Raw genomic sequence first — 12,649 nt, forward strand, 5'->3', positions numbered from 1 at the left:
CAGAAAGGTGTCGGGCCGTCGGGCCCGGATCACATGGACTTCAAGCGCATCCTCCGCGGGCCGTACATCTGGATACTGCTCGCAGTCGTGGGGATCTTCGTCGGATGGACGTTCATCGCCCAGTCCGGTACCCAGGAGATCTCCACCCAGAAGGGTCTCGAGCAGCTCTCGGACGGCAAGGTCTCCTCGGCCGTCGTCAACTCCACCGAGCAGCGCGTCGACCTGACCCTCCGCAACGACGGCGGCACCGAGCAGTTCTACTACTCGACCCCCCGTGGCACCGAGGTCGTCGAGGCGGTCTCGCAGGCCGACCTGCCCAAGGGCTACAACGACCACGTCCAGCAGTCGAACGTCCTCGTGTCGCTCCTGCTGACGCTGCTGCCGTTCCTGCTCATCGGCGCCCTGTTCTGGTTCCTGCTCTCGAGCGCCCAGGGTGGCGGCTCGAAGGTCATGCAGTTCGGCAAGTCCAAGGCCAAGATGAACAACAAGGAGAACCCGCAGGTCTCCTTCGCTGACGTCGCCGGCGCGGACGAGGCCATCGAGGAACTGCACGAGATCAAGGAGTTCCTCAAGGAGCCCGCGAAGTTCCAGGCCGTCGGCGCCCGGATCCCGAAGGGCGTGCTGCTGTACGGCCCTCCCGGAACCGGCAAGACCCTGCTCGCCCGTGCCGTCGCCGGTGAGGCCGGTGTGCCGTTCTACTCGATCTCCGGTTCGGACTTCGTCGAGATGTTCGTCGGTGTCGGCGCCAGCCGTGTCCGCGACCTCTTCGACCAGGCGAAGCAGAACTCGCCCGCCATCGTCTTCATCGACGAGATCGACGCCGTGGGCCGCCACCGTGGTGCCGGCATCGGCGGTGGCAACGACGAGCGCGAGCAGACGCTGAACCAGCTCCTCGTCGAGATGGACGGCTTCGACGGCAAGACGAACGTCATCCTCATCGCCGCGACGAACCGTCCCGACGTGCTCGACCCCGCACTGCTCCGACCGGGCCGCTTCGACCGGCAGATCGGCGTCGACGCGCCCGGCCTGCAGGGTCGCAAGCAGATCCTCGAGGTGCACGCGAAGGGCAAGCCGCTCGCCGCGAGCGTCGACCTCGAGCTCCTGGCCCGCAAGACGCCGGGCTTCACCGGCGCCGACCTGGCGAACGTCCTCAACGAGGCCGCGCTGCTGACCGCCCGGTCGAACGCGCAGCTCATCGACAACCGTGCCCTGGACGAGGCCGTCGACCGCGTGATGGCCGGCCCGCAGCGACGGACCCGCATCATGTCCGACCAGGAGCGTCTGATCACCGCCTACCACGAGGGTGGACACGCCCTGGCGGCCGCGGCGATGCGCCACACCGACCCGGTGACGAAGATCACGATCTTGCCGCGTGGTCGGGCCCTCGGCTACACGATGGTCCTGCCGCTCGAGGACAAGTACTCCGTCACGCGCAACGAACTGCTCGACCAGTTGACCTACGCCATGGGTGGCCGTGTCGCCGAGGAGATCGTCTTCCACGACCCGACCACGGGTGCGTCGAACGACATCGAGAAGGCCACCGGCACCGCCCGCAAGATGGTGACCGAGTACGGCATGAGCCAGGCCGTCGGTTCCGTCAAGCTCGGCTCCGGGTCCAGCGAGCCGTTCGTCGGCCGTGACATGAGCGGCGGCACCGGTCGCGACTACTCGGAGAACATCGCCGAGACCGTCGACGCCGAGACCCGCGCCCTGCTCGAGGCCGCGCACGACGAGGCCTACCAGGTGCTCAACGCCAACCGGGACATCCTCGACCGCCTGGCTGGCGAGCTCCTCGAGAAGGAGACGCTCGACGCCCCGGAGCTCGTGGAGATCTTCAAGGACGTCCGCAAGCTGCCCGAGCGCCCGCAGTGGCTCTCGAGCGACAAGCGTCCGGTGAGCGACCTGCCGGCGATCGAGGTGCCGGGGAAGGCCGCCGCGATGGCCGAGGAGCCCGTCGGGATCGACGCCTCCAAGCCGCGTCGTCACCGTCCGTTCGGCAACCCCGGTATCGCCCCCGCGTAGGCCGGCATGACCGACCTGCCGACGAGACGGTCGCGTCGGCTCGCCGAGGTGAGCCGGGCCCGCGAAGCAGCAGCAGCGCCGGCGACGGTCGCGATCGACCTCCGAGCACCCGCACCGGTGCCGGAGATCGTGACCGGCCGTCGCCGCGGTCGCTCCACCCCCGAGGGCACCCGCGTGATGGGGATCCTCAACGTCACGCCCGACTCGTTCAGTGACGGCGGGTTGCACCTGGCCGTCGACGCCGCCCTCGAGCACGCGCGGCACCTGGTCGCGGCCGGAGCCGACCTGGTCGACGTCGGCGGGGAGTCCACCCGGCCCGGTGCCGAGCGGGTCCCCGTGGACGTCGAGCAGCAGCGGGTCCTGCCGGTCGTGCAGCAGCTGGCGTCCGAGGGCATCGCGGTGAGCGTCGACACGATGAACGCCAGCACCGCCGAACGCGCGGTCGAGCTGGGCGCCGTGATCGTCAACGACGTCTCCGGTGGGCTCGTCGACCCGGACATGTCGCGGGTCGTCGCCGAGACCGGAGTCGGCTTCGTCGTCATGCACTGGCGCGGCCACAGCGACCGGATGTACCGCAACGCGGAGTACACCCACGCGGTGGAGGAGGTCCGGCGCGAGGTCGAACTCCGGGTCGCGGAACTCATCGTCCTCGGCGTCCGCCAGGAACAGGTCGTCATCGACCCGGGCCTGGGGTTCGCCAAGCGGGGACAGCAGAACTGGGAGATCCTGGCGGGCTACGAACGCTTCGCTTCGATCGGCCTGCCCGTCCTGGTCGCCGCCTCTCGGAAGCGGTTCCTCGACGGCGTCGGCAGCACGGCCGGGGCACCCCCGGTCGAACGAGACCTGGCCACGGCGGCGATCAGCCTGCTCGCGGCCGAACGCGGCGCCTGGGGCGTCCGCGTGCACGACCCGGCGCCGACCCGCGCCGTACTCGACGTCTGGGACGCCTGGAGGGCAGCTCGATCATGAGGGACACCATCCGCCTCGTCGGAGTCCGCGCACGCGGACACCACGGGGTCTTCGACCACGAACGCGCCGACGGACAGGACTTCGTCGTCGACGTGGCCGTCGAGGTCGACGCGACCGCCGCCTCCGACTCCGACGACCTGGCGGAGACCGTGCACTACGGCGTGCTCGCCGAGCAGGTCGTCGCCGAGATCGAACGCGACCCGGTCGACCTGATCGAGACCCTGGCCGAACGGATCGCTGCGGCGGTCCTGACGCACCGGGCCGCGCTGGCGACCGAGGTCACGGTGCACAAGCCGCAGGCCCCGATCACCGTGCCGTTCACCGACGTGTCGATCACCATCCGACGCGAGTCCCCGGTGCCGACCGACGACCCGACGACGGACGACGAGAGCGAACCGCTCGAGGAAGAAGAGTGACGCGCGCCGTCATCGCCCTCGGTGCGAACCTCGGTGACCGGGGGAGCACCCTCCGCGCCGCCGCGGCCGCCGTCGCCGCACTGCCCGGGGTCCGACCGGTGGCGTCGAGCCGCGAGGTCGAGTCCGTCGCGCTCACCCTGGACGGCCTCGACACGACGAAGCCGCGCTACCGGAACGGTGTCGTGGTCGTCGAGACCGACCTCGAGCCGCAGGAGTTGCTCGACGCCCTGCACGGCATCGAGGACGAGCACGGCCGCACCCGGGAGGTCCGCTGGGGCGACCGGACGCTCGACCTCGACGTGATCGCCGTCGACGACCGCCGCATCGAGACGGCCACGCTGACCGTCCCGCACCCGCGGGCCCACGAGCGGGCCTTCGTGCTCGCGCCCTGGGCGGACGCCGACCCGGAGGCGGTGCTGCCGGGCCACGGGTCCGTCGCCACCCTGCTCCAGGCGTTGGGCGACGACACCGAGCGGGTCGACGAACCGCGACTGTTCGAGACCGCCGAGCCGGAGCCCACCCCGTGAAGCCGACCCGGGCCTCCACCCTGATCGGCGTCGCGGTCGTCGCGGCCGTCGCCGGGTTCGCCCTCGACACCGCCCTGACCGCACGCCAGTCCCCGACGCTCCTGATGTCGGTGCCGCTCGGGCTGACGCTGGTCTTCATCGGCATCGCGCTGCTGTTCATGGCCTCGCCGATCCGCCGCCAGACCCGTGGTCGGAACGACGGTCGCCGGGTGGACCCGATGTACGCGACGCGGGTCGTGTTCCTGGCGAAGGCGTCGAGCATCTGCGGGGCGCTGTTCGGGGCGTTCGCGCTCGGGTTGCTCGTGTACCTCCTGTCCCGGTCCGTCCTGCCTTCGCTAGGCTCGACCCTGCCGAACGCCGTGGCGTTCGGCGGCGGGATCGTGCTCACCGTGTGCGCCCTCGTCGCCGAGCGGATGTGCATCGCGCCGCCGCCGGACGACGACGACCACGACGGTCGGGGCACCACCACGGTGTGACCGGCCTGGTCGGTCGACGATGACCGAGCAGCGCAGGCCGACCGACCAGCGCAGACCAGGAGACCCGATGCCGACCCAACTGGACGAACCCGGCCGGATCGACGACGGGCCCGCCGACAGCCGGCCCGGCGGTGGCCGCCGACTCGACGAACCGGGCCTCGGCCTGCGCGGCATCACGTGGACGCGGGTCTCGGCGAAGCTCGTCTGGACCGACCTCATCGCGGCGATCGTCATCGGTGGCGTCGTCACCGCGGGCCTGGTGCTCATCGGTGTCGCCAGCGGCGGGACGGGTGGCACGGCCGGGCTCGTCTGGTTCGTGATCGCCGCGGTGGTGGCCGTCATCGCGATCGTCACCGCAGCCCTCACCCCACGCCGCATCCGGTCGATCGGGTACGCCCTGCGCGACGACGACCTGGTGCTCCGCCGCGGACTCATGTGGCAGCGCTTCACCGCGGTGCCCTACGGCCGCCTGCAGCTCGTCGACGTCAACCGGGGGCCGCTCGACCGGGTCCTGGGCATGAGCGAACTGAAGTTCGTCACCGCGGCCGCGTCCTCGAACATCCGTATCCCCGGGATCCCCGCCGCCCAGGCCGACGAGCTGCGTGACCGACTCGTCGAGCTCGCCGAGTCCCGTCGCGCCGGACTGTAGGCCGAACGTGTCGTTCCGACCGGACGCCTCGATGCCCGCGCCGCCGCGGAAGGGTGACGCCGCCGCGGCCGCGCCCCTGACCGACGGCGAGTGGCACCGGCTGCACCCGCTGACGCCGCTGCTCAAGGGCGGCATCTTCCTCGTCGTGATCCTGGGCTACGTGCTCAACAACCTCCGTGACCAGATCGTCGAGGTCTTCATCCCGGGCGAGGGCGGGCCGCAGGAAGAGGGCGACCCGGTCCGCTACGTGTACGAGCACGGCGTCGTCGGTTGGGTCCTGCTCGGCATCGTGGTGCTGCTCCTGGTGCTGATCGGCTTGTTCTACCTGTCCTGGCGGATGCACGAGTTCCGGGTCACGGGCGAGATCGTCGAGGTCCGCTCGGGCGTCGTCTTCCGCACGCACCGCAAGGCCCGGCTGGACCGGATCCAGGGCATCAACATCTCGCGGCCGCTGATCCCGCGGCTGTTCGGCACCGCCAAGCTCGAGGTCGCGCAGGCCGGCAACGACGCCAACGTGCAACTCGCCTACCTCGGGGCCAAGGCCGCGGACGACCTGCGGCAGCGCATCCTGGTGCTCGCCTCGGGCGCGAAGGACACCGACCGACCCCGGTACGCCGGTGCGAGCGGTGGCCTCCTGCAGGACCGCGTGGACGAGTTCCTGGCGCCCGAGCTCGACCCGGACGCGGTGCACGCCACCCGGGTCGTCCGCGTCCACCCCGGCCGGCTGATCGGGTCGATGCTGCTCTCCGGCACGACCGTGGTGATCCTGCTGCTCGTCGTCGCGATCATCGTCAGCATCAGCCTGACCGGGCAGTACTTCCTGCTCGTCTCGCTGTTCCCGGCCGTCATCGGCGCCGGCGGCTACTACGTCCGCAAGTTCTCGAAGTCGCTGCGGTACACGATCGCCGACACCCGGGACGGCATCCGGATCGGCTTCGGCCTGTTCTCGACGTCGAACGAGACCCTGCCGCCCGGCCGCATCCACGCCGTGAGCGTCGCGCAGCCGCTGCTCTGGCGTCCGTTCGGCTGGTGGGACATCCGCATCAACCGGGCGACGAACGCCGGCAACGGGGCCTCCACGAACCAGCAGGTCTCGTCGATCGTGCTGCCGGTCGGCACCGCGGCCGAGGTCCGGCAGGTCCTCGAGATCATCCTGCCCGAGCTGGTCGGATCGGCCGTCGTCGGCCCGGCGGCGTCGATGGAACGGATGCGCGAGGGCTCCGCCGAAGCGGTCGGGGTCGTCGACGACAGCCTCACCACGAGCGGCGACCGTGGCGGCTTCGTCCACTCACCCCGTCGCGGCCGCTGGCTGCGCCCGCTGTCGGCGTCCCGCAACGGCTACCGCTTCGTGCCGGGCGCCGTGCTGCTCCGGCTCGGAGCCGTCTGGCGCTCGCTCGTGGTCGTGCCGCTGCCGCGCGTGCAGAGCGTCAAGGTGACGCAGGGTCCGCTGGAGCGCGCCCTCCGCCTGGCCTCGGTCCACGTCCACACCGTCAGCGGTCCGGTCTCCGCCCGCGTCGGGGCACTCGACGCCGGGGACGCGCAGCGCCTCTGGTCCGGCACCACCGAGCGGGCCGTCGAGGCTGCCGCGACCGACACGTCGCACCGCTGGCGTGACGGCCAGGAGGCCCGACCCACCGCCGGTACGCCGGGTCGCCACGCGCAGGCGCCCACGTCGGCATCCGGGCCGTGGCCCGGGCAGTGGACCGGTGTCGCGCCCGCCGCACCGGCGTGGTTGACGCAGGACGGGCCTCCCGTCTGGACCGGTGTGCCGGCACCGGAGGCCGTGCGATGAGGGCCGGCCGGCTCGGCATCGGGATCATCGGTGCCGGACGCGTCGGACCCGTGCTGGGTGCCGCGCTCGCGAACGCCGAACACGCCGTCGTCGGGATCACCGCCGTCTCCGACGCCGGACGCGACCGCGCCGAGGCGATGCTCCCCGGTGCGCCGGTCCTCGGCACGCCGGAGCTCGTCGAGCGGAGCGAACTCGTGCTCCTGGCTGTGCCGGACGACCAGCTGCCGTCGCTCGTGCAGGGGCTGTCGGACGCGGGGATCTGGCAGCCGGGGCAGCTCGTCGTGCACACCAGCCCGGACCACGGGGTCGACGTCCTGGCACCGGCGATGCGTGCCGGAGCGATCCCGCTCGCGATCCACCCGGCGATGGCCTTCACCGGCACGAGCATCGACCTGTCCCGGCTGCGGGACGCGTACTGCGCCGTGACCGCGCCCGGGCCGGTGCTGCCGATCGCCCAGGCCCTGGTGGTCGAGATGGGGGCAGAGCCGTTCGTCGTCGCCGAGCGGGACCGGCCCGCCTACGCCGACGCGGTCCGGGCGGCGGTGAGCTTCTCGACGGCGATCGTCGACCAGTCGGCTGGCACGTTGTCGGGCATCGGCGTGGAGCACCCGGGGCGGGTGCTCGGGGCGCTGGTCCGGTCGGCGGTCGACAACGCGCTGACGGCGGCCGACGGCCAGTCCGTGATCTGACGCGGGGAGTCGGGCTGCGGCGCCCGCTCCGCGGTCACCGCCGACGGCCCCGAGGCCGACCGGTCGCAACTCCCCGCTCACGTCCGTCGAGTGGTCACCATCTGTCGCTCGGGACGGGCTGAACCGACGTTCTGCGACCGCTCGTGGGCCGGAGGCGGCGGGCGGGGCCGGACCGGTAGCATCGACGCGATCCCCCACGACCTCCGGAGCCGCACCCGCATGACCGACGAGACCGCCCCCGCCACCACCGAGACCGCGGTCGCCGACGCCGCCGCACTGGCCGAGCAGGAGACCAGCGAGCAGCGTCAGGTCCGGCTGGACAAGCGCGCGCGCCTGCTGGAGTCCGGGATCGAGGCCTACCCGGCCGAACTCCCGATCACCACGACGATCCCCGCGGTCCGCGCGCAGTACGAGCACCTCGAGACCGGCGAGGAGACGCAGGACGTCGTCGGCGTCGCCGGCCGCATCGTGTTCTCGCGCAACACCGGCAAGCTCTGCTTCGCCTCGCTGCAGTCCGGCGACGGCTCACGCATCCAGGCGATGGTGTCCCTGGCCGAGGTCGGCGACGAGTCGCTGGCCCGCTGGAAGGAGTTCGTCGACCTCGGCGACCACGTGTTCGTGCACGGCCGGGTGATCTCCTCCCGCCGCGGCGAGCTGAGCATCATGGTCGACGACTGGGCGATCGCGGCGAAGGCGATCCTGCCGCTGCCGAACCTGCACAACGAGCTCAACGAGGAGACCCGGGTCCGCCAGCGCTACCTCGACCTCATCGTGCGCGAGGACGCCCGCAAGACCGTCCGGGCCCGCGCTGCCGTGATGTCCTCGCTCCGCAACACCTTCACGTCGCACGAGTACCTCGAGGTCGAGACCCCGATGCTGCAGACCCAGCACGGTGGTGCCTCCGCCCGGCCCTTCGTCACGCACTCGAACGCGTTCGACACCGAGCTGTTCCTGCGCATCGCGCCGGAGCTGTTCCTCAAGCGTGCGGTCGTCGGTGGCATCGACCGGGTCTTCGAGATCAACCGGAACTTCCGCAACGAGGGTGCCGACTCGTCGCACTCGCCCGAGTTCGCGATGGTCGAGGCGTACCAGGCGTACGGCAACTACGAGCAGATGGCCACCCTGACCCAGGAGCTGGTGCAGAACGCCGCCCGTGCGGTCACCGGCGGCTCCCTGGTCGTCACCCTGCCCGACGGCAGCGACTACGACCTCGGCGGCGAGTGGGCCCGACTCGACATGTACGAGTCCCTGTCGGAGGCGTCCGGTCACGAGATCACGCCCGAGACGCCGCTGTCCGAGCTGCAGGCGCTCGCCGACGCCGAGGGCGTCGAGGTCGCACACGCCACGCACGGCAAGTACGTCGAAGAGCTGTGGGAGCACTTCAACGGGGACGAGCTGTACGCCCCGACGTTCGTGATGAACTTCCCGGTCGACACCTCACCCCTGACCCGGCAGCACCGCACCCGCCCGGGCGTCGTCGAGAAGTGGGACCTCTACGTCCGCGGCTTCGAGCTCGCCACGGCGTACTCGGAGCTCGTCGACCCGGTCGTGCAGCGGGAGCGCTTCGTCGAGCAGGCCACGCTGGCTGCCGGTGGCGACCCCGAGGCGATGCGCGTCGACGAGGAGTTCCTGCGGGCCCTCGAGCACGCGATGCCGCCGTCGGGTGGCATGGGCATGGGTGTCGACCGCCTGCTCATGGCGATCACCGGCCTGGGCATCCGCGAGACGATCCTCTTCCCCCTGGTCAAGTAGGGACCCTGGTCAAGCAGGGACCCTCATGAAGGAGGGCCCTCGTCACGGAGGGCCCAGCGGGGCGACGTACGATGGGACCATGCCGCATGGAATCGTCTCCGGAGTCGTCTTCGCCCTGACCCCGACGATCCTGCTGGGCGTCATCTTCTGGTTCATCATGCGCGCGATCATCCGTGCCGACCGGACCGAGCGTGCCGCGTACACGAAGATCGAGGCCGAAGAGCGTGCCCGGTTCGAGCGCGAGCGTGGCGTGACGACGACCGCGCCGCCCACTGCCGACTGACCGTATACAGGGTGTTCTGCCCTGCCTGATCCGGCCGAGACTGCTCACGGACCGGAACGGGGCGCATTACTCCTGACCAGGGCTTCTCTCTGTCGGACCAGACTGCTGCGACGCGCTTCATCTGGCTGAAACACGCGTTCATGCGACCGAAACGCGGAACTGTATACCGTTTCGCTCGTGCCTCTCGCCCCGTTCCGCCTCGTCGGAGTCCTCCACCTCCCGCCCCTGCCCGGCGCCGTGAACTACGCCGGCGTCCCCGTCTCCGCGATCGCCGAACGGGCCGCTGAGGACGCCGCCGCGCTCGTCGCCGCGGGCTTCACGCACGTGATGGTGCAGGACGCCAGCGACATGCCCCAGGCGGTCCGCGTCGACGCCCCCACCGTCGCCGCACTCGCCGTCGTCGGCGCGGCCGTCACCCGGGCCGTGGACGTCCCGGTCGGCGTGGTGGTCGGCCACAACGACGGCCCGAGTGCGGTCGCGATCGCCCACGCCATCGGAGCGACGTTCGTGCGGGTCAAGGTCCTCACCGGCGTCTCGGTCGGCCCGACCGGATGGATCGAGGGGTGCGCCCACGACGTCGCGACGATGCGCCGCCGACTCGGAGCGGACGTCGAGGTCTGGGCGGACGTGCACGAGGCCACGAGCCTCGCCCTGACCGGCAGCCCCGCCTGGGCCGCGAAGGAGGCGCACGACTTCGGCCTCGCGGACGTGCTCGTCGTCACCCGGGACAGCGGGGTCGCCGATGCCCTGGACGACATCGAACGGCTGCGCGCCGTCGCCGACGTGCCGTTCGTCGTCGGTGGTCGGGTGACGCTCGACACCATCGACGACGCCGTCCGCCGGTCCGACGGCGTGGTGCTCGGCAGCGCCATCAAGCGCTCGAGTGCCCCGGACGCCCGCATCGACCCGGAGACCGCCGCCCGCTTCGGCCGGGCCCTCGACACGACAGGACACCGCGCATGACCGCCACCCCGCCGAGCCCGTTCATCGGTGTCGACAGCCCGCTCGACGCCCGGCAGCAGCAGGTCGTCGAACGCGTCTCCGCCGCCGAGCATGCCTCCATCGTCGGCCTGCCCACCGACCACCCCCTCGACCCGAAGCGTCGTGCGCGGGACGAGGCGACCCTCCCGGAACTGGTCGCCCAGCCGGACCGGATCCGCGAGACCCTCGCCGCGAACGACGAGGACCTGGACGAACTCGCCGCCCTCATCGCCCGGTCCGAGGTCGACCGCGTCTTCGTGACCGGCGCCGGGGACTCGCTCGCCGTCGCCATCGCGGCCCGGCAGGTGCTCGAGCAGATGCTCCGGGTGCCGGTCGAGCCGGTGCAGAGCCTGGAGCTCGCCTACTACGGCGCCCCGCTCGTCACCGAGCGCAGCGTCGTCGTCGCCCTGTCGAGCTCGGGGGAGACCACCCGCACCGTCGAGGCCGCGCTGATGGCCCAGCACGCCGGTGCCCTGGTCGTCGCGATCACGAACACGACGGGCTCGACCCTGGACGTCGAGTCCGCACGCACCCTGCGGCTCCGGGCCACCCGCGTGGGCTGGCCGACCCAGTCCTCGACGACCGCCCTCGCGCTGCTGCTCGACCTCGCCACGCGGGTCGGCGTGCTCGCCGGGGTGCCGGCGGCCGAGGGGCTCCGCCGTGAGCTGGCGGCGGTGCCGGAGCTGATGGAACACGTCATCGCGACCACCGAGCCCCGCCTCCGCGCGATCGCCGAGCGGGAGCAGAGCGCGGGCACCTTCCTGTTCTCCGGCGCCGGCCCGAGCTGGGGCAGCGCGATCATCGGCGCCGCGAAGGTCAAGGAGTGCACGCCCGACCACGCCGAGGCGATCCAGGTCGAGGAGTTCCACCACTACAACTCGCTGAAGCGCGGCGAACCGATCTGGGTCATCGCGCCGGCCGGCCCGTCCGTGCCGCGGGCCGTGCACACCGCCAGCGAGGCGAAGCGGTTCGGCGGCTCGGTGTACGTCGTCACGACCGAGGGCGTCGAGGCGTTCGACGCGATCGCGGACGAGGTCGTCGTCGTCCCGGCGCTCGCCGAGGCACTCAGCCCGCTGCTCACCGTCCTGCCCGCGCAGCTGACCGGGTACCTGCTCGCGATGGCGCAGTTCACCACCGCCGAGGCTCGGCATGGCTGACTCGCTGCTCTGCATCGGGAACCTGACCATCGACGACCTCGTGGTCGGTGGGGCGACGACGACCGCACTCGGTGGCGACGCGCTCTTCGCCGCCCTGGCCGCCCGTCGCGAGTTGACGGACGTCCGCATGCTCGCACCGGTGGGGACGGACCTACCGGCCACGCTCCTCCAGGCCGTCGTCGACCGCGGCATCCGCGTCGAGCCGAGCCGCCCGCGCACCGGACGCACCGTCCGGAACCGCGTGACCTACGCACCCGACGGCAGCCGCACGTGGGACCTGCTCGACGGCGAGGCGGCGTTCGACGCCATGTCGGTGTACCCGGCGGACGTCGGACCCGACGCCCTGACTGCGAGCGCGTTCCTGGTGTCCGCGATGTCCCTCGGCGCGCAGCTGGCGCTGGGGCCGTGGCTCCGTGAGCGGACCGACGCCACCGTCCTGCTCGACCTGCAGGAGGACTACGTGCTCGGTCACGAGGACGAACTGCTCGCCCTGCTCGCCACCTGTGACGTGTTCCTGCCGAGCGAGGTGGAGGCCGTCCGGCTCGCCGGGACGACCGACCTGGAGGCCGCGGCTCGGCGGTTCCTCGAGGCCGGCCCCGACGTCGTCGTCGTGAAGACCGCCGAACGCGGTTGCCTCGTCGCGACCGCGGGAGGCGTGACCCGCGTCCCGACCGACGCCGTCGAGCCCGTCGACTCCACCGGAGCCGGGGATGCGTTCTGCGGGGCCTTCGCCGCCGCGACCGTCCGTGGGGCCGAGCCGGTCGAGGCCGCGCGGGCCGGTGCGGCCGCGGCGCGCGTCGCGATCGGCGCACACGGGGTGGCGGGGCTGCTCGCCGACACCGAACCGGCGCGAGCGGGCGCAGCGACGACCACAGCAGCGACGACCACAGCAGCGACGACCACGGCAGCGACGACGGGAGCGGTCCGGTGACGGAG

Annotated in this window: 13 protein-coding genes; all 13 read left to right on the plus strand. The window is 71.9% G+C overall.

Annotation, left to right across the window (positions count from 1 at the left end):
* Positions 1 to 33: 33 nt before the first annotated feature.
* The 13 genes from ftsH to DEI97_RS00785 all read left to right on the plus strand — a co-directional run bounded on the left by ftsH (position 34) and on the right by DEI97_RS00785 (position 12,644).
* A complete protein-coding gene (gene ftsH, locus DEI97_RS00725; protein ID WP_110904451.1) occupies positions 34 to 2,022 on the plus strand; it encodes an ATP-dependent zinc metalloprotease FtsH in 1,989 nt (662 codons plus the stop codon).
* 6 nt (positions 2,023 to 2,028) lie between these two features.
* The gene (gene folP / locus DEI97_RS00730; RefSeq protein ID WP_111075263.1) at positions 2,029 to 2,991 is read left to right on the plus strand and encodes a dihydropteroate synthase; all 963 of its coding nucleotides are present in this window, start codon (positions 2,029 to 2,031) and stop codon (positions 2,989 to 2,991) included.
* Positions 2,988 to 3,407, plus strand: a complete 420-nt coding sequence (folB, locus tag DEI97_RS00735; RefSeq protein ID WP_111075261.1) for a dihydroneopterin aldolase — start codon at positions 2,988 to 2,990, stop codon at positions 3,405 to 3,407. The genes folP and folB overlap by 4 nt, the downstream gene beginning before the upstream one ends.
* A complete protein-coding gene (gene folK / locus DEI97_RS00740; protein ID WP_111075259.1) occupies positions 3,404 to 3,934 on the plus strand; it encodes a 2-amino-4-hydroxy-6-hydroxymethyldihydropteridine diphosphokinase in 531 nt (176 codons plus the stop codon). Before folB ends, folK begins: the two co-directional genes overlap by 4 nt.
* Positions 3,931 to 4,410 (plus strand): DUF3180 domain-containing protein, encoded by a 480-nt coding sequence (locus DEI97_RS00745; RefSeq protein WP_181439284.1) that lies wholly within the window; start codon positions 3,931 to 3,933, stop codon positions 4,408 to 4,410. The genes folK and DEI97_RS00745 overlap by 4 nt, the downstream gene beginning before the upstream one ends.
* 67 nt (positions 4,411 to 4,477) lie before the next feature.
* Complete coding sequence (locus DEI97_RS00750; protein ID WP_111075255.1) at positions 4,478 to 5,059, plus strand: PH domain-containing protein; 582 nt, start codon at positions 4,478 to 4,480, stop codon at positions 5,057 to 5,059.
* A gap of 7 nt (positions 5,060 to 5,066) precedes the next feature.
* The gene (locus DEI97_RS00755) at positions 5,067 to 6,851 is read left to right on the plus strand and encodes a PH domain-containing protein (RefSeq protein ID WP_111075253.1); all 1,785 of its coding nucleotides are present in this window, start codon (positions 5,067 to 5,069) and stop codon (positions 6,849 to 6,851) included.
* Positions 6,848 to 7,540, plus strand: coding sequence for a Rossmann-like and DUF2520 domain-containing protein (locus tag DEI97_RS00760; RefSeq protein ID WP_111075252.1), 693 nt, complete (start codon positions 6,848 to 6,850; stop codon positions 7,538 to 7,540). The genes DEI97_RS00755 and DEI97_RS00760 overlap by 4 nt, the downstream gene beginning before the upstream one ends.
* A gap of 219 nt (positions 7,541 to 7,759) precedes the next feature.
* A complete protein-coding gene (lysS, locus tag DEI97_RS00765) occupies positions 7,760 to 9,292 on the plus strand; it encodes a lysine--tRNA ligase (RefSeq protein WP_111075289.1) in 1,533 nt (510 codons plus the stop codon).
* A 79-nt stretch (positions 9,293 to 9,371) separates the two neighbouring features.
* Positions 9,372 to 9,575 (plus strand): hypothetical protein, encoded by a 204-nt coding sequence (locus DEI97_RS00770; RefSeq protein ID WP_111075251.1) that lies wholly within the window; start codon positions 9,372 to 9,374, stop codon positions 9,573 to 9,575.
* Positions 9,576 to 9,752: 177 nt separating this feature from the next.
* Positions 9,753 to 10,538: a BtpA/SgcQ family protein gene (locus DEI97_RS00775; RefSeq protein WP_181439283.1), complete on the plus strand. Its 786-nt coding sequence runs from the start codon at positions 9,753 to 9,755 to the stop codon at positions 10,536 to 10,538.
* Positions 10,535 to 11,713 (plus strand): SIS domain-containing protein, encoded by a 1,179-nt coding sequence (locus DEI97_RS00780; RefSeq protein ID WP_111075249.1) that lies wholly within the window; start codon positions 10,535 to 10,537, stop codon positions 11,711 to 11,713. Before DEI97_RS00775 ends, DEI97_RS00780 begins: the two co-directional genes overlap by 4 nt.
* Positions 11,706 to 12,644: a carbohydrate kinase family protein gene (locus DEI97_RS00785; RefSeq protein WP_111075247.1), complete on the plus strand. Its 939-nt coding sequence runs from the start codon at positions 11,706 to 11,708 to the stop codon at positions 12,642 to 12,644. The genes DEI97_RS00780 and DEI97_RS00785 overlap by 8 nt, the downstream gene beginning before the upstream one ends.
* Positions 12,645 to 12,649: the final 5 nt, after the last annotated feature.

Origin of the sequence: Curtobacterium sp. MCLR17_032 (assembly GCF_003234795.2) — a bacterium.
Lineage (GTDB): Bacteria > Actinomycetota > Actinomycetes > Actinomycetales > Microbacteriaceae > Curtobacterium.

Bases quoted from the DNA above. Each gene is read 5' to 3' on its own strand.
- ftsH (WP_110904451.1), top strand. From the start codon at position 34: ATGGACTTCAAGCGCATCCTCCGCGGGCCGTACATCTGGATACTGCTC.
- DEI97_RS00770 (WP_111075251.1), top strand. From the start codon at position 9,372: ATGCCGCATGGAATCGTCTCCGGAGTCGTCTTCGCCCTGACCCCGACG.
- DEI97_RS00760 (WP_111075252.1), top strand. From the start codon at position 6,848: ATGAGGGCCGGCCGGCTCGGCATCGGGATCATCGGTGCCGGACGCGTC.
- folP (WP_111075263.1), top strand. From the start codon at position 2,029: ATGACCGACCTGCCGACGAGACGGTCGCGTCGGCTCGCCGAGGTGAGC.
- folB (WP_111075261.1), top strand. From the start codon at position 2,988: ATGAGGGACACCATCCGCCTCGTCGGAGTCCGCGCACGCGGACACCAC.
- DEI97_RS00750 (WP_111075255.1), top strand. From the start codon at position 4,478: ATGCCGACCCAACTGGACGAACCCGGCCGGATCGACGACGGGCCCGCC.
- lysS (WP_111075289.1), top strand. From the start codon at position 7,760: ATGACCGACGAGACCGCCCCCGCCACCACCGAGACCGCGGTCGCCGAC.
- DEI97_RS00780 (WP_111075249.1), top strand. From the start codon at position 10,535: ATGACCGCCACCCCGCCGAGCCCGTTCATCGGTGTCGACAGCCCGCTC.
- DEI97_RS00785 (WP_111075247.1), top strand. From the start codon at position 11,706: ATGGCTGACTCGCTGCTCTGCATCGGGAACCTGACCATCGACGACCTC.